General features: G+C 69.1%; 16 protein-coding genes. 5 read left to right on the top strand and 11 right to left on the bottom strand.

Annotation, left to right across the window (positions count from 1 at the left end):
• Window positions 1-14: 14 nt before the first annotated feature.
• From fabD to Pflav_RS06015, 4 genes are all read right to left on the bottom strand, one after another.
• Window positions 15-878, bottom strand: a complete 864-nt coding sequence (fabD, locus tag Pflav_RS06030) for an ACP S-malonyltransferase (protein ID WP_173034401.1) — start codon at window positions 876-878, stop codon at window positions 15-17.
• Window positions 875-2,302, bottom strand: a complete 1,428-nt coding sequence (locus tag Pflav_RS06025; RefSeq protein WP_173034400.1) for a PfaD family polyunsaturated fatty acid/polyketide biosynthesis protein — start codon at window positions 2,300-2,302, stop codon at window positions 875-877. The genes fabD and Pflav_RS06025 overlap by 4 nt, the downstream gene beginning before the upstream one ends.
• 99 nt (window positions 2,303-2,401) lie before the next feature.
• Window positions 2,402-2,584 carry a hypothetical protein gene (locus Pflav_RS06020; RefSeq protein ID WP_173034398.1) on the bottom strand — a complete coding sequence of 61 codons (183 nt, stop codon included), beginning with the start codon at window positions 2,582-2,584 and terminating at the stop codon, window positions 2,402-2,404.
• Window positions 2,581-2,901 (bottom strand): hypothetical protein, encoded by a 321-nt coding sequence (locus tag Pflav_RS06015; protein ID WP_173034396.1) that lies wholly within the window; start codon window positions 2,899-2,901, stop codon window positions 2,581-2,583. The genes Pflav_RS06020 and Pflav_RS06015 overlap by 4 nt, the downstream gene beginning before the upstream one ends.
• Window positions 2,902-3,243: 342 nt before the next feature.
• Here Pflav_RS06015 and Pflav_RS06010 point away from each other — a divergent pair, with 342 nt between their 5' ends.
• On the top strand, window positions 3,244-3,918 hold the full coding sequence (locus Pflav_RS06010) for a YczE/YyaS/YitT family protein (protein WP_197938014.1): 675 nt from the start codon (window positions 3,244-3,246) through the stop codon (window positions 3,916-3,918).
• 32 nt (window positions 3,919-3,950) lie between these two features.
• On the opposite strand, the gene Pflav_RS06005 is transcribed toward Pflav_RS06010, so the two are convergent.
• The 6 genes from Pflav_RS06005 to Pflav_RS05980 all read right to left on the bottom strand — a co-directional run bounded on the left by Pflav_RS06005 (window position 3,951) and on the right by Pflav_RS05980 (window position 11,004).
• On the bottom strand, window positions 3,951-5,087 hold the full coding sequence (locus Pflav_RS06005) for a PucR family transcriptional regulator (RefSeq protein ID WP_197938011.1): 1,137 nt from the start codon (window positions 5,085-5,087) through the stop codon (window positions 3,951-3,953).
• Between the two features lie 132 nt (window positions 5,088-5,219).
• The gene (locus Pflav_RS06000; RefSeq protein ID WP_173034395.1) at window positions 5,220-6,017 is read right to left on the bottom strand and encodes an ABC transporter permease subunit; all 798 of its coding nucleotides are present in this window, start codon (window positions 6,015-6,017) and stop codon (window positions 5,220-5,222) included.
• A complete protein-coding gene (locus Pflav_RS05995) occupies window positions 6,007-6,912 on the bottom strand; it encodes an ABC transporter ATP-binding protein (protein ID WP_173034394.1) in 906 nt (301 codons plus the stop codon). The genes Pflav_RS06000 and Pflav_RS05995 overlap by 11 nt, the downstream gene beginning before the upstream one ends.
• Window positions 6,913-7,314: 402 nt before the next feature.
• Complete coding sequence (locus Pflav_RS05990; protein ID WP_197938010.1) at window positions 7,315-8,724, bottom strand: MFS transporter; 1,410 nt, start codon at window positions 8,722-8,724, stop codon at window positions 7,315-7,317.
• Window positions 8,725-8,799: 75 nt separating this feature from the next.
• Window positions 8,800-9,582: an SDR family oxidoreductase gene (locus Pflav_RS05985; RefSeq protein WP_197938008.1), complete on the bottom strand. Its 783-nt coding sequence runs from the start codon at window positions 9,580-9,582 to the stop codon at window positions 8,800-8,802.
• A gap of 420 nt (window positions 9,583-10,002) precedes the next feature.
• Window positions 10,003-11,004 (bottom strand): sigma-70 family RNA polymerase sigma factor, encoded by a 1,002-nt coding sequence (locus Pflav_RS05980; RefSeq protein ID WP_173034392.1) that lies wholly within the window; start codon window positions 11,002-11,004, stop codon window positions 10,003-10,005.
• Window positions 11,005-11,201: 197 nt separating this feature from the next.
• On the opposite strand from Pflav_RS05980, the gene Pflav_RS05975 reads away from it, so the two are divergent.
• Entirely contained in the window at window positions 11,202-12,572 is a 1,371-nt protein-coding gene (locus Pflav_RS05975; protein ID WP_173034391.1) for an MFS transporter, read from the top strand.
• Window positions 12,573-12,726: 154 nt separating this feature from the next.
• Window positions 12,727-13,668, top strand: coding sequence for a hypothetical protein (locus Pflav_RS05970; RefSeq protein ID WP_173034389.1), 942 nt, complete (start codon window positions 12,727-12,729; stop codon window positions 13,666-13,668).
• A gap of 88 nt (window positions 13,669-13,756) precedes the next feature.
• On the opposite strand, the gene Pflav_RS05965 is transcribed toward Pflav_RS05970, so the two are convergent.
• Window positions 13,757-13,975 carry a hypothetical protein gene (locus tag Pflav_RS05965; protein ID WP_173034387.1) on the bottom strand — a complete coding sequence of 73 codons (219 nt, stop codon included), beginning with the start codon at window positions 13,973-13,975 and terminating at the stop codon, window positions 13,757-13,759.
• A 372-nt stretch (window positions 13,976-14,347) separates the two neighbouring features.
• On the opposite strand from Pflav_RS05965, the gene Pflav_RS05960 reads away from it, so the two are divergent.
• Together Pflav_RS05960 and Pflav_RS05955 are read left to right on the top strand one after the other, a co-directional pair.
• On the top strand, window positions 14,348-14,902 hold the full coding sequence (locus Pflav_RS05960) for a hypothetical protein (RefSeq protein WP_173034384.1): 555 nt from the start codon (window positions 14,348-14,350) through the stop codon (window positions 14,900-14,902).
• Window positions 14,903-14,927: 25 nt separating this feature from the next.
• Entirely contained in the window at window positions 14,928-15,365 is a 438-nt protein-coding gene (locus tag Pflav_RS05955) for a hypothetical protein (RefSeq protein ID WP_173034382.1), read from the top strand.
• Window positions 15,366-15,378: the final 13 nt, after the last annotated feature.

The raw sequence follows: 15,378 nt of genomic DNA, 5'->3' as shown, positions 1-15,378 counted from the left end.
CATGGCCGGACCGGTCAGCTGGCGCGGGCGTACGGCGCCGCCACGCCCTGTGGGAGCAGCCTGGTCAACACGTCTCCGGACCCGATCTCCTCGATCCGGGGGTCGGGCTGGTCGAGCAGGTATCGGACCGTCTCCGCCCAGCGCACCGGTGCGGTTACCTGTCGCCGCAGCAGGTCGGCGACAGTCCCGTCCGCGTACGGGCGGGCGGTGGCGTTGGCGACCACGGGCAGCCGCAGCAGGCCGTACCGGTACCGGTCGAGGTGGGGGCCGAACCGCTCGGCCGCCCCGGCCATGTAGCGGGAGTGGAAGGCGCCGCTGACCTTGAGCCGGATGGCCGTCACCCCGTCCGCCCGGCGCAGCGCGGCGATGACGCGGTCGATCTCGTCGGGTGGCCCGGAGATCACTGTCTGGGTTTCGGAGTTGAGGTTCGCGATGTCGACGGCCTCGGACAGGTCGGCGAGCCGATCCCGCAGCTCCTGGGCCGGCAGTCCGATGACCGCTCCCATCGCGCCGGGCCCGGCCGAGGCCATGCACCTCGCCCGCTCGTCGACGAGTTCCAGGCCGGTGACGAAGTCGAACGCGCCGCCGGCGAACAGCGCGGCGTACTCCCCCACGCTGTGCCCGGCGACGATATCGGGGATGACCGCTGTGTCACGCACCCGCTCCAGATAGGACAGTGCGTTGACGACGTAGATCGCCGGTTGGGTGTATCGGGTGTCGGTGAGCCGCTCAGCGCTCCCGCGAAGGCACAGCTCGGCGATCGAGTACCCGAGGACGGAGTCGGCTTGGCGTACCAGGTGCGGGTAGCGCTCGAAGAGCCCTTCCCCCATGCCGACGCGATGCGAGCCCTGACCCGGAAAGACGTAGACGACGGTCATGGCAGCGTTCCCTCCGTGGCCCGCGTCGCGAGGCGCGAGGCGGCAAGCAGACCGGACATCCTGGCGGATAGGACCTCGGCGGCACCGTTCATCAGCCTCTCCCCGATCTCGTCGACGTGGCGGTTGCGCCAGGGCTCGAGGTCGGTGCCGCGTACGTACCGGTTGAAGGCGCCCATCGCCGGTCCACACTGGATCTGGTAGTCGACCCGCCGATCGGCGTTGCCCTGCATCGCGTAGCGGGTCGCCTGGACGAAGTACCACTTGAAGATCAGCGCCATCCGGAACTTCGGTACCTGCTCGGCGCGCGTGATGTCCGCCGGCCGATGCCGCGAGTAATATTCGCGGGTCTCGTCCCAGACCTGCGCGAACGACCGGCCGAAGAACCGCTCCACCTGTTGAGCGCTCCGGACGTCCAGGTCCTCCAGCCGGTCGTGCTGGCGATAGAGGTCGTAGAGCTTGGCCGCTCGGCCGGGAAACAGCAGGCCCTTGCGCAACACCTGGACCTTGGCGCCGACCTCGAACATGTCACCGGCCGGGACGATCGCGGTGTCCTGGATCTCGGCCGCCGCCAGCAGGTCCTTGACCTCGTCGCTGGTACCGCTTTCGACGGTGCACTGGTTGATGCTGCCGGTCAGCACGAAGTCGGCGCCCAGGATGAAGGCGGCCGCGATGGACTCCGGGGTGCCGAGCCCGCCCGCGGCGCCCACCCGGACCTGATGGTCGTACCCGTGCTCGGCGCGGGCCCGCTGTGCCAGGCGCACCATGTCCGGCACGAGCGTGGAGGACTGGCGCTGGTCGGTGTGGCCGCCGGAGTCAGCCTCGGCGCACAGGTCGTCGGCGACCGGGAGGCGGGCGGCGAGGGCGGCCGCCTCCGCCGAGACGTCGCCGGCCCGCACCAGCGCGTCGACCATGTCACCCGGCGCCGGGCTCAGAAACTGGAGCGCGACCTCGGGCCGGGAGACTTTGGCCAGCACGTGGTTTCGCGTGACCACGCGACCGTCGGGAGTGCGGCGGACGCCGGCCAGCCGGTACCGCACAAGCTCGGGGCTGAGCTGGACGTAGGCGGCCGCTTCGACCCGGGGTACCGCGCGGTCGAGCAGGAAGTCCACGATCCGGCGCTCGCGCGCGGGGTCGCCCGGCGCGGCGAGGAGGTTGACGCCGTAGGGTCCGGCGGGGCCCAGTGCCCGCTGGATCTCGTCCACCGACGCGGCGAGGACGTCCATCTGCAGGCCGCCCGCGCCCAGATAGGACAGCAGGCCCGCCCGCCCCATGCGCACCACCGAGCTGACCGAGGCGACGCCCTTGTACATGGATCCCGCGGCATAGGCCAGGCGTACACCGTGGTCGGCGCGGAACGCCGGCGAACCCAGGGCGGACGCGACGATCGATTCGGTGTACCGGTCTTCGAGCTGATGTGTCACCACGGAACGCGTTCCATCGCCACCCGCCCTACGTCGACGTTCACGGCCGGTACGCCGGCGGCCTCCGGGGAAGAAGGTGCCGACGTACCGGCCAAGCCGGTGTCACGCCGCTACGCGGGCGTCCCGTGCCGCCTGCCAGGCGGTGATGTGCTCCTGCCACTCGTTCATCAGGGCAGGGATGCGCGCGGCGAAGAAGCCGTACAACTCGGCCATGAACTCCAGCCGCTCAAGGCGGGCCGGGTCCGGCGGAAGCAGTTCCATCCCCTTCGCGAGCAGGTCGCTCATCTGCGCGAGCCCTTCCCGCCGGCCGGAAAGGATGTCGGACCACTGGCTCGGGCGGATCCGGAGTTTGGTCTCGTCAGTGGGGACGGTTCGGCCAGACCGAACTGCTTGATGAGCGCCGCGTCCTCGGCGACCTGCTCCTTCGTCCGCCCGATCGCCTCGGCGATCTCCTCCACCGACTGCGCCGGCGGGTCACTGATCAACAGGTAGCCGACGACTCGCGCGGTCTCGAACGGATAGCCGTCCAGGCCGAAACACTTCGCCAGCTCGTCGACGTACGCGAGCTCGTCCGCCGTCAACGGAGTGACATTTACACTCATCCAGCACCTCTCGCCGCTCGGGAAGCATCTCCGTCGCCCACGCTAAAGCTCCGTTTCGGCACGCGGGTACGACGAAAGACAGGACACCTCGCGCATTGCGTCAAAAGTTCTTTGCACGAGCTTGACGGTCGGCTGTACCAGATTTGAGGTTCTTTGCCACCCTGTCGCGGTAGGGTCGGTCCTCCGCATCCGGCCAGCTCGAGCGCATGAGAAATCACCGCAGGTTGGACGGCCTGGCTGCGCTGGGACTTGCCCAACACTGAAGGGCCCAGGCGCGCTATCAATGCTTTGACCACGCGATTGGTAAACCGTTGTCCACAACCACATTCTTGGGAGCGATCGTTGGACACGAGAACGTTAGGTCGAGCTGGTCGGGATTTGCGGAATCGCCTCACGGACTCCTGGGGAAGGCTGCTGATCTACTTGGGCGGTTGCCTGGCCTTCTCGACGGGGGCGGCGTTCTTCATCCATTCAGACCTTGGCACGGATCCGTTGGACGTGTTTGCCCTCGGCCTCCAGGAGCAGCTCCCGGTAACCATTGGTATCGCGCAGGCCACGGTCGCGGCAGTATGCATTGCTATTTGGTCGCTGTGGAATCGACGTCGCCCCGTCGTCTCGCCCTTCTTCACATTCCTGTTCTGCGGTAGCTTGATCGATCTGCTCCGGTGGCTGAACGCCGCGGGCTACGTGCCGGTGCCCAATGTCGCGATCATGCTGCTGGGAACCGTGCTGTGCACCTACGGCTCGGCCCTGATCATCATGAGTGGCGTGGGGATCCGGGCGATGGACCTGGTCGCGATCACGATGGTGCAGAGGTGGCGGTGGCCGTTCTGGGCCGCGAAGCTCAGCCTGGAAATGGTGCTGCTCGTATCGGGTTATGTCATGGGCGGCCCGGTCGGCGTCGGCACCGTCTGTTTTCTGATCTTCGTCGATATCCTGATCCAGCCTTGCATGTGGCTCAACCGCCGGCTGTTCGCCCTGCCAAACCACGGTTTGCCGTCGGTACAGTCCGCGTAGGCGCGGCTGCCTGGCTGCGGGCAACGTTGCGATCAGCTCTCGGGCCAGCCGAGCAGGCGGGCTCCCAGCACCGCCGTCTGCAGCGTGAACCGTTGCGTCGGGTCATCCGGGTCGTAGCCGGTCAGCCTGCGAACGCGTTCGAGACGGTACGCGACCGCACGAGGGCTCAGGGAGAGCAAGCGGGCCGTCGCGTTGGTGTTGCCGTGGGAGTCGAAGTAGGTGCTGAGAGTCTCCAGCATCGGCCCGGCTCCCCCGCGCGCCTCAATCAGCGGCGCCAACACGCTCTCCACCAGGTCGGTGATGGCACCACGGTCGCGAAGAAGCACGGGAAAGACCAGCAGGTCGGCTGCCCGCAGGACGGGTGCGGCCAGGCCGAGCCGGTCGGCGAGGGTCAGGGCGTCACGGGCTTCCTCGTACGACTCCTGAACACCTCGCGGTCCGAGATGTGGCCGCCCAACGCCGATCTGCCAGTCCGATTCGACCCCGAGTGCGGTCAGCAGGTGGTGGGCGAGCTCGCCGGCGGCGCCCCGGAGCGTGCCGGACGTGACGCAAACGAGCAGGTCGTTCTGGCTGGCGACAAGCACGTTCTGGCGGCCGAATCGAGAGGTCAGCCGGTCCTCGACGTCGCCAGCCACCGCCTGCAGCTGCGCGGAGCCGGTACGGAGACGGGCGACGAGCACCTGATGCCGCCCGGCGAGCTGGATCCCGAAGCGATGAGCGAGCTCGACGAGGCGCCCCGGGCTGGTGCTGCCGTTCAACAGGTCGTACGTGAACTGCCGGCGGTCGCTGACGCCGGCCAACGCGGCCTCTGCCTGTGCGTGCTCGTACCCCTCGGTGAGCGCGTCCACGAGGTGCCGGACGGTCGCCACGAGCGCCACTGCGGCGGAGCGCGCTGCGGTGGGGGTCGGTGCGCTGGCCAGGCCGGGCAGCCCTGGCGCGGCAAGCTCGGTGACACGTAGACAACTGTTGATCACCGTTCGTAGCGCGATTCCTCGGGTCGCCGCCTCGTTGCCATGCTGGCGGCAGGCGATGAGCCGGGTGTTGTCCGGGCGGCGACCGGTGCGGACCGCGGCTTCGATGATCTCCAGGTAGCTGGTCAGCAGCTCCGCGGGAACCTGCGTCTCCGCCGCCACGGTGGCAGCCGCCACGGACAGGGCGCTACTTGTCACGGTCGGGCTCCACGCGGGCTTTGTTCCGTAATGGGGTATCGATCGTACGGGGCAACGTGTCCCCCACGCGGACGCGGCCGCCTGCCTTTGCGACGGGGGCTCGCAACACCAGACGGCCGCGTGTTCCGCGGGTCAGGTCGATACGTCGCGACGCTCGAACTGAATGACGGCGAAGGCGAGCATCGCCGCCGGGATCAGCATCAGGACGATCAGGTAGGCGACGTCGAAACCCTCGCGGAGCGGGTCGCCGCCGAGGTAGTAGTGGAAAGGCGACAGCCAACGAAGGAAGCCCAGGCCACCGACCAGGTCACCGACGACCCGCAGCACGTAGGTGCCGGCGGCGATCGCTCCCGTCGTGGCAAGCACCACCGAACGACGACCGACCACCGAGCTTACGGCGAGCGCGAGGGTGCCGAAGCAAACCCCGATGAGCAGCAGGCCGAGGGACGCCGCGGCGACGTTCGCCGCCGGCACACCCATGTCGAGCGACGCGTTGAACAGGCTTACCAGCAACCACGGCACCAGGCCCAGAACGACGAGGACCCCGGTGAGGGCCACGAAACGCTGCAGCACGAACTGCCGGCGGCTGATCGGGTTCGCCAGGTAGAGGTCGAGCACCCTTGCGTCTTCGGGGCCGGCGATGGCCCGTGCTCCGAACATCGCCGCTGCCATGATCAGAAGTAGCGGAACGAAGATCGAGTAGATGGTCCCCTGCAGGTAGTTCGCCCCGGTGCTGAAGTCCTGGACACCCAACGCGTCACGGACCCCCTGCGGGATGCCGTCGGTCGCGGTCGCGGCGGCGTCCGGGTTGGCGTCGAACTGGGCCCACGATCCGGCATAGATGGCGACGAAGGCGCTAATACCGAGGAGCCAGCCGATCGACGCGCGCCGGTAGTCGCGAAGGGTCTTCACCACCAGGCTAGGCAACACGGCTGGACTCCTCGTTGTCGTAGTAGTAGCCCAGGAACGTCTCTTCCAGGTCCGGCTCGGCACTGATCAGATCGACCACCGTGTGCTGCGCCAGTGCCTTGACCAGAGCATCGAGCTGGCCGTCCACTGTGCAGCGCAGGACGGTGCCCTCGACGTGGACATCGGAGACCCCGCGCAGGTCGACGAAGTCGGCGGCGACCACCGGGGTCGCGAAATGAACCTCGACCCGCCGGACCGCGCGCTTACCCAACGACTCGACCTTCTCCACGGCGACAAGGCGACCGGCCCGGACGATCCCGACGCGGTCTGCAGCCTGCTGCACCTCGGCCAGGACGTGGGAGGACATGAACACGGTTTGCCCGGCGATCCGCGCCGCACGCACCATGTCCAGGAACTCCTGCTGCATGAGCGGGTCCAAGCCGCTGGTCGGCTCATCAAGGATCAGCAGCTCAGGCTCGTGCATGAACGCCTGAACGAGGCCGACCTTCTGCTTGTTTCCCTTTGAGAGGCTGCGGATCGTCCGGGAGAGGTCCAGCTCGAAACGCTCAGCGAGATCCTGGATCCGCCGCGCCGGAACACCACCGCGTGCGTCTGCGAAGAACGTGAGCAGGTCACGCACCTTCTCCCGGCCCTCGAACATAAGTTCGCCGGGCAGGTACCCGATCCGCCGGCGCGCCGCGACGCCGGTGCGCGGATTCTCGCCAAGGACGCTCACCCGTCCACGGGTGGGCCGGATGAAGTCGAGCAGCAGGCGGATAGTGGTGGTCTTTCCAGCGCCGTTGGGGCCGAGGTATCCGAACACCTCGCCCGGGGCGACGGACAGGTCGACATCTTCCAGCCCGCGGCGGGGTCCATAGTATTTGGTCAGTCCTTCGGCCTCGATGACAGCAGTCATCGGCTGCCTCCTGTGGGAGTGCTCGCCGTGTAGTGACGCCTGTCCGGGCCCACTACGGCGTCGGCCGCGACGCGGCCCGCGGGCAGTGGACGTCGTGCTACTCCAACCATGAGGCACACGATGACCGGTCCGGACCCATGCTTCCAGGTCAATACAACGCATGTTGGCCACGCCGACTTTTCCGACGTTCGGAAGCAGCCGTCGCGACGCTCCGCAAGCCGCCCTGCTCGGTCAGGCTGCCGCGGTGTCGCCCGGGTCCACCGCCGCTCCCCGCGCACGCGGGCGTGGCTGGGGCGGCGGTGCACCCGATCGTCGCGGACGAATTTCCCCCGCCAGGGATACGCCCAAGCCGTACGATGGCTCGTCGCCTGGGCCGAAATCCGTACCGCATCCGTCGCCGTACTAGTCGACGGCCCGGGCCAAGGGCCTCTGCGGCGTCGGCACCACGAGCGGCGCGGCGCGCTCCTGGGCTTTCGACGGTGCCATTACCGCCGCCACGAGGCCCACGAGTGGCAGGATCGCCGCGACCACCATCGCGGCCTTGAAGCCGTCGGTGAACGCTTCCGCCGACACGTAGCTGCCATACTCCGCGAACGTAGCGGCGAGGATCGCGACGCTGAACACGCCGCCGACCTCGCGCAGCGCGTTGTTGGTGCCTGCCGCGACGCCCGCGTCGTCGGGCGGCACCGCCGCGACGACGGCGTTGGCGGTGGTCGGGAAGCACATCGCGATGCCCACCCCGGCGATGATGAGTGGCAGCACCAAGGTGCCGTAGCTGACGCCGGGCTTAACGACCAGCGCCAGCCAGCCCAGACCGACTCCCTGCAGAAGCAGGCCGAGAAACATGAACGGCTTGTTACCGAACTTGTCGGCGAGGGCGCCGGCGATCGGCGCCACGATCATGGGCATGGCCATCCAGACAAGGATCCGCAGGCCGGCCTCCAGCGGCCCATAGCCAAGGCCGATCTGGAAGAACTGAGTGATCATGAACAAGGACCCGATGAGCGACATGAACTGGAAGAAGATCACGCCATTCGCGGTGGTGAAGCCGCGCGACCGGAAGTAGGCCAGCGGCAACATCGGGTACGGGGTCCGGCGCTCCCAGCCGACGAAGAGACCGATGAAGAGCGCGCCCACGGCGAACGCCGTTAGCACCTCGGCGCTGCCCCAGCCAACCTCGGGTGCGCGCACCGGGGCCCAGGTCAGCGAGAACAAGCCGATGCCGACCAGGATCAGGCCCACGATGTCCAAATGCGGCCGCGTACCGCGGCTCTCCCGCAGCAGCACCAAGGACAGCAGCATGACCACGATGCCGACCGGGACGTTGAGCCAGAAGATCCACTGCCAGGAGATGCCATCGACGATCGCTCCCCCGACGACCGGGCCGGAGGAAACGCCCAGCCCGGTCACACCGCCCCAGATGCCGACCGCTGTTCCCCGCTTCTCGATGGGGAACGCATCGCTGATCAGCGTCAGGGTCAGCGGCAGCACCAGGGCCGCCCCGGCACCCTGCACCGCCCGCGCCACGATCAGAGCCTCAGCGCTACCAGCCAAGGCGGCCGCGACCGAGGCGGCGACGAACACGCCAAGCCCCACCACGTACATCCGGCGGCGGCCGAGCCGGTCACCCAGCGCGGCTCCGGTCATCATCAGGCAGGCGAAAACCAGGTTGTAGGCGTTGAGCATCCATTCGAGGTCTCCCAGGCTGGCGTCCATGTCGACGCGCAGCGCGGGCAGCGCGGTTGCCACGACCACCACGTCGAGCGCGGCCAGGAAACTGCCTAGCGACGCTAGGATGAGCGTCGGCACCATGCGGGGTGGACCCGCCTTTGCTGCTCCATTAGCAGTCATCGAAATTGACTCCTGATCGAAGGACCTGATGGCCAGTCAGTTGACTGGGTTGGTGCCGGCCGGGGTGACCAGGTAGGCCACCTTGTCGAAGCTGGGATCGCTGGCGAGGTCGAGGACGCTCTTGGCCACTTGGTCCGGCGTCAGCGTGAAACCGGACCGCTCGACGAACCTGGCGACGTCAACGCCGGCCCGGCGGGCGTACGCCGCCACGCCGTCGCGGCCCAGGTCGGTCGCCGCGGTCAGCTGCGGCAACAACGCGATGAACCGGATGCCCAGGCCTTCCCGAGCCGACTCCTCCGCCGCATACGCCGCGATGAATCGCACGGTGGCCTTGGCTCCGGCGTATCCGCCGCTGAGCGGGGAGCCGCGCAGTGCGGCCCCACTCGACACCGCGACGACCGTCGAGCCCGGCTCCAGCGGCGCCAACAGCGCCTCCCGCGACCAATTGAACGCCTGCTGGACGTCGACCTCCCAGGTGCGGCTGAACGTCTCCCAGGTGTGCTGGTGCAGTGGTCGCGCCAGTGGGTTGGCCCCGGCGCTGAGCACGACGATCCGCGGACGGTGCTCGTCGATGAGCTTGCCCGCCACCACAGGATCCGCCGCGTCCGCCGCGACCGGGGTGAACTGGTCCCCGTATCGAGCCTGCAGCTCGGCCAACGGCGCGCCGTCGCGCGCCACGCCGACCACGCGCGCGCCGGCCTCGGCCAGCGCGGCACCGATAACGCGGCCAAAGCCCCGGCTGGCGCCGGTGACCACCGCCGTCGAGCCGGTAATGGCGTCATTCGCCATGCCGTCCCCCGTCCCGATGTGCTCACGCACATGTCGCTCGCCCAATAGAGACAGGGACGGGGGCGGGAAATCATCGCCGTCGGCGGCCGAGGCGGCGAAAGGCAGTCGCTCGGGTTCGCTATTCCAGACCGACGTGAGCTACCGCGATGTTCACCGTGGTCCGGGCCGCTGCTCCCGCAGCCTCACCCGCCGCGGTTCGTCGCTTCGGCAGAGACCGTGGTCCTTAGCTGTAGCCATGGAGCCTGTTGCAGAATCGCCAGATTCGGCCGAAACGAGGGTCGTTGACCCGCGGACCCGGCAGCGAAGGTCGGGGAACTCGGCGAGCCCCGGCGAGCCGCCGACCGCAGCGGTGCCCGCGGGAGCATGCGGTCCGCAGCTGGCACGGACCGGGGAGCGTCTATCTATCCGAACAAACCCCAGCCCGGACCCTGACCCCAACTCCAAAGATCTTCAGGTACGGGAGCCGAGCGCGGCCAGCGGTGCGGCGTGGAGCGCCGGCGCCAGGCCGAAGCGGGCGAACAGGTGGTCGTCGAGGAATACCACGATCCGGGCGATGCCGCCGGGGCGGAGGGTGAGCACGTGGATCGCGTGCATTTGGTACGCGTCGTCGGGCCCACGCACGTACGCTGCGACGGCCGGCTGCCCGTTCGCTCGGGTGTGCACCATTCGGAGCGCATCGGGCCGGGTCAGGACGTGGGCGCCGAAGAAGCGCCGCACCGCGTCCCGACCGGCGAACCAGCTCAGCAGCGGCGGCATCTCCAGCACGACGTCGGCACGCAGCAACTGGAGCAGCTCGGCGACGTCCGCCTTCTCGAACGCGGCGACATAGCGGTCGAGGAGCACCCGCCGCTCGCCGTCGGCCGGCTCGGCCAGCTCGTCCTCGTCGGGAGCGACCTGCTCCAGGTGTGCGCGCGCCCGCTGCAGGGCACTGTTGACGGCTGCGGTCGTGGTGCCGAGCATCTCGGCGACCTCACTGGCCGAGCAGGCAAGGACGTCGCGCAGCAGCAGCACTGCGCGCTGCCGCGCGGGCAGGTGCTGCATGGCCGCGACGAGCGCGAGCCGTAGGCTGCCTCGCGAGGCGATCACCGCCGCGGGATCGTCGGGCACCGTACCGAGCACCCGGTCGGGAAACGGCTGCAGCCACGGGACCTCGGCATCCGCGGCGGCCGGTGGGCTCTCCGGGGTGTCGCTCGGACCGCCGAGCCCCGACGGGAGGGGTCGGCGGTCGCGCGTCTCCAACGCGTTCAAGCAGGTGTTGGTCGCGATGCGATGCAGCCACAGCCGCAGCGAGGAGCGCCCTTCGAACCTCCCGTAGGCGCGCCAGGCCCGCAGATATGTCTCCTGCACCAGATCCTCAGCGTCGTCGAACGAGCCCAGCATCCGGTAGCAGTGCGCCAGCAGCTCGCGCCGGAATGGGGTGGTCAGGCGCGCGAACTCCTCGCCATCCGCCATACCGCGCCCCCCTCACGCCTCGGTTTGCTCTCCCAGAGTATTGACCGTCCATCGGGCCGAAACTCATCGCGGCTACGACAGGGCCACCGGCCCGTCGAGCCGGGGTCACCCGCCCCGCACGCATGCCGCACTCTGACCCCGCCACCGGGCCCATCACGGTGGACTTCAAGGGAGGTTGAGGTCATAGGGTCGTGGCCATGAGGAACATCCACGGGGACCGCAGGACCTTCTTCCACCTGCTGGTGAGCACGCTGCTGGTGTCGGTGATCAACTTCACCGTCTGGTTCGCGATCACCTTCTACGTGTATCTGCAGACCCGTTCGGTCTTCGCGACCGGCATGATCTCCGGGGTCTTCCTCGCGCTGACCGCGTCGACCGGCATCTGGTTCGGCAGCCTGGTAGACCACCACCGCAAGAAGACGATGATGCAGGCGTCGACGGTCGCGTCGCTCGTGCTGTACGCGCTGGCGTTCGCGGTCTATCAGGTCACGCCGAAGGAGTCGTTCACGGACCCGGCGAGCGTCGCCCTGTGGGTGGTGGTCCTGCTGCTGATGGTCGGCGTGATCGCCGGCAACATCCGCACGATCGCGCTGCCGACACTGGTCACCGTGCTGATCACGGAGGAGAGCCGGGACCGGGCGAACGGCCTCGTCGGCACGACCACCGGCGTGACATTCCTTGTCACATCGGTCATCAGCGGAATCCTCGTGGCGGTCGGCGACATGTTCTGGGTCCTGGTCCTCGCGCTCGCGGTGCTCGCCGTCGCGGTCGCCCACCTTTCCCTGGTACCGGTGCCGGAGCGTCCGCCCGCCGCCCCCGCCGGCGACGAGGCGCCGGCGGCGCACACAGTGGACCTGCGCGGCACCGTGCGGGTGGTCCGCGGCGTCCCCGGACTTATGGCGCTGATCGTCTTCTCCGCGTTCAACAACCTCCTGGGCGGCGTGTTCATGGCGCTGTTGGACGCGTACGGCCTGTCGCTCGTCTCCGTCCAGGCGTGGGGCCTGCTCTGGGGCGTCCTGAGCACGGGCTTCATCGTGGGCGGCCTGCTCGTCGCCCGCACCGGCCTGGGCGCCAACCCGGTGGGCCTGCTTTTGGCTGTCAATCTTCTCTTGTGGACGGTCACCCTCCTTTTCCCGGTACGCTCGTCGGTCGTGCTGCTGGCCGCCGGCATGTACCTGTACATGCTGTTCGTCCCGTACGCGGAAGCGGCCGAGCAGACGATCCTGCAGAAGGTGGTGCCGTACGAGCGGCAGGGCCGGGTGTTCGGCTTCGCGCAGAGCGTCGAGCAGGCGGCCTCGCCGCTGACCGCGTTCCTCATCTCGCCAGTGGCCCAGTTCGTGTTCATCCCGTTCATGACGGATGGCGCGGGCGCCGACGCGATCGGCGGCTGGTTCGGCACCGGCCCGGAGCGGGGTCTGGCTCTTGTCTTCATGCTGACCGGCGTGATCGGCATCCTGGCGACGGCGGTGGCGCTGCGCAGTCGGCCGTACCGCCGGCTGAGCGAACGCTACGCCGGCGTCCCCGACGAGACCCCGAAAGAAGTCCAGAGGAGCGAGATCGGACTCTGATACACGCCTGACTACAACGGTTCCGTATCGGTCCACGAAGGACGCTGATACATAGATGGAGTGTCGTTTGTAAGACGTTGCTTTGCTTTTAGGCCGGTGCCATCGTTGTTTACGCCCGTCGGGGAACTCCCTCTGAGACGCGACGAGGACCGCCATGAACTTCGAGGATGCCGCGCTGCTCCGGCTCGCCGACCCGGCCACACAACGTGCGGTGTTCGACGCTCTCGCGCTGGAGCACATCCTCGACGCCGCGTTCGTCACCTCGACCCTCGGCGTCGAGGGGCCGTTCGACGCGACCTTCGACGAGGTTCGGTTCGGTGCGTTCGCACCGACCAGGGCGCTGGTCGAGGGCGGGTGGTCGGCGCTCGGCGGGGCCGATCGCACCGACACGCGCATCGACGTCACCTGGCCGGACTTTGGTTCGGCACCGCGGATCGACGCGGTCTGGCGGGGGTCGGTCATCGCCCGGGCCGCGGTGGCCACCACGACCGTCGCGGCCGTCTCGGCGGTCTGGCCGGCCGTGCGCGACATCGACAGCGACATCGTTCCGCTGCCGGCCGATCCGGCCGAGCTGGAGCAGGCACGCCGGGCGGCGTTACGGGCCCGGCTCAGCGCGGGCGCGGCCCAGCCAGCGGCGGTCGACGCCGCGCTGGTCGACAAGCTGCTGCGACAGGCCGGCGCGCGGACCGTGGGTGAGCTGATCGGGCGGCACCACGGCGAGCAGGCGACCGGGCGGGTCCGGGTGACGTTCGCCGACCCAAGCGAGCCGCCGCCCACCCCACGCTCCTTCCCCGTCTCCGTCGCGCTGCTCGTGCGCGATGAGACCCACCGGCTCGTCGACCTGCTCGCCCAGAGCAAGGCGGTCCAGTGGCTGCTCGCTGCGCAGATCGAGCGCGCACACACCCCGGAGCTCCCGGCGCGACACCCGGTCGTCGTCGGCTGGGTGCTGCCGAGCACTGTCCTCGACGATCCGGCGTGGCCCGGAGCCGAGCCCGGTGCGCCACCGGCCGCGGCCCGGCTCGCCCGGCGGGCCGCCGCGGCGGCCTGGCTCGCGCCGGAGGGGGTCGCCCTCGTGACCCTCGACCCGCCGGCCTGAGTCACCGACACCGGGCCGGCGCGAGCTGGCCGCAACTTCGACCCATCCATCGACGCACCGACCGGAGGACGCGCATGCCCACGGCCGCTTATCCCTTCGTTGAGGTCCGGATCGACACGTCCGGCCTCCAGCCCACCGCAACGCGCTCGCCCGGGGTCATCGCTGTCGTCGGGGCGAGCCCGTCCGGATCGGCGGCGGCCAACCTGCCGCTCACGGTCGACAACGCCGCCCAGGCGGCGGAGCTGTTCGCGACGGTCAGCGCGCAGGGCGTGGTGACGCCGACGCCGTTGTACCGGTCGCTTGCCACCGCGCTGCTCCAGGACCCGCGCCCGTCGAAAATCTACGGGGTCAAGGTCGCGGATGGCGACTATGCGGCAGCGCTCGCCTCGCTGGAGGCGGCCGACGACGTCACATTCGTCGCGCTCGCCGAGGAGACGCAGGTCGGAGAGCCGATCGGCGAGGACCCGCCGACCGGACTGCACGCCCTCAAGGCACATTGCGAGACGATGTCCGCCAGCGGCCAGCGGCGCGTCGGCGTGGCCATGCTCGACCCGGAGACGGCGAAGTCACCGACGTACGTGGCGGATGTCAGCGACGCGGTCAGCGGTCTCAAGAGCGACTCCAGCCGCATGATCATGATCGCCGCCCGGGGGCCTCCGGCGACGCGGCCGTGGCCGCCATGGCCGCGATCGCCGGCTACGAGCCGCACGTCTCGATGGTGCTCAAGCGGGTCCGCGGCGTCACGATGCCGGTCGAGTCGCAATACTCCCCCAGCGAGATCGTCGGTCTCTCCGACGAAAACATCGTCCCGGTCATCGACCCGGCGCTCATCGTCGGCGAGGGCCTGCACTTCGCCGAGGGCCGGTGCTTCACCACCGACGCCAGCCTGCTCTACATCGACATCGTGCGGGTGCTCGACGACATCGAGTTCCGGCTCAAGGCCGGGCTGATCGGGCTGGTCGGCGACGCGCGGATCACCAGGTTCGGGATGACCCGGCTCGCCAACCGGGCCGCCGGCATCCTCGGCCCGCTCAAGCGGACGGCCGTGATTGCCGACTTCGCGGTCACGATCCCGGTCCTCGACATTCTCAGCATCCCGGAGTCGGCGTGGTCGCCGACCGACGCGGCGGTGGTCGCCACCGCGCGCGAAAACCGGGAGGTCGACATGTTCGTGAGCATCACGTACGGCCCGGCGGTGCACCGCTTGAAGGTCACGCTCAGCCCTCGCTTCTGACCCACGACACCTCCGGAGGTTTCCGATGCCCGACTGGCGCTCGCGGCTTGCCGTCTCCTATGTGGACGAAGACGGCAACAGCGTCGACGTCACGCCGATCGACGCGTTCAGCCCGTCGTTCTCGCTCAACGCCGAGACGCTGCACTCCATCGAGCAGACCCACATCGGCGTGGTGTACACGCCGCAGACCATCACGTTCTCGATGACCGTGCGGGCCATCGGCGACGCCGCGGCGAAGCTGACCCTGCTTGCCCTGCAGGGCAAGCGGTTCAACGTGACGCTCCAGGAGACCGACGACGGCGACGACTGGTCGTTCGACTCGATCGTCCTGAGCGACTGCATCATCACCAGCGCGACGCCGAGCCCGGCCACCATCTCCGGTGCGCCGGCGGCCACGTTCTCGGGGATGAGCCTGGGCGCGACGGTCGACCCGAAGGCCGGAGAGACCCGGGAGATTCCGTGACCCGGCGGGGGCC

Origin of the sequence: Phytohabitans flavus, assembly GCF_011764545.1 — a bacterium.
Lineage (GTDB): Bacteria > Actinomycetota > Actinomycetes > Mycobacteriales > Micromonosporaceae > Phytohabitans > Phytohabitans flavus.
This window is presented reverse-complemented; position numbering and strand designations above follow the sequence as displayed.

Excerpts from the sequence above, each read along its gene's own strand:
- fabD (WP_173034401.1), bottom strand. The coding sequence starts at position 878 with ATGACCGTCGTCTACGTCTTTCCGGGTCAGGGCTCGCATCGCGTCGGC.
- Pflav_RS06020 (WP_173034398.1), bottom strand. The coding sequence starts at position 2,584 with ATGAGCGACCTGCTCGCGAAGGGGATGGAACTGCTTCCGCCGGACCCG.
- Pflav_RS06015 (WP_173034396.1), bottom strand. The coding sequence starts at position 2,901 with ATGAGTGTAAATGTCACTCCGTTGACGGCGGACGAGCTCGCGTACGTC.
- Pflav_RS05995 (WP_173034394.1), bottom strand. The coding sequence starts at position 6,912 with ATGACTGCTGTCATCGAGGCCGAAGGACTGACCAAATACTATGGACCC.
- Pflav_RS05990 (WP_197938010.1), bottom strand. The coding sequence starts at position 8,724 with ATGGTGCCGACGCTCATCCTAGCGTCGCTAGGCAGTTTCCTGGCCGCG.
- Pflav_RS05980 (WP_173034392.1), bottom strand. The coding sequence starts at position 11,004 with ATGGCGGATGGCGAGGAGTTCGCGCGCCTGACCACCCCATTCCGGCGC.
- Pflav_RS05975 (WP_173034391.1), top strand. The coding sequence starts at position 11,202 with ATGAGGAACATCCACGGGGACCGCAGGACCTTCTTCCACCTGCTGGTG.
- Pflav_RS05970 (WP_173034389.1), top strand. The coding sequence starts at position 12,727 with ATGAACTTCGAGGATGCCGCGCTGCTCCGGCTCGCCGACCCGGCCACA.
- Pflav_RS05960 (WP_173034384.1), top strand. The coding sequence starts at position 14,348 with ATGGCCGCGATCGCCGGCTACGAGCCGCACGTCTCGATGGTGCTCAAG.
- Pflav_RS05955 (WP_173034382.1), top strand. The coding sequence starts at position 14,928 with ATGCCCGACTGGCGCTCGCGGCTTGCCGTCTCCTATGTGGACGAAGAC.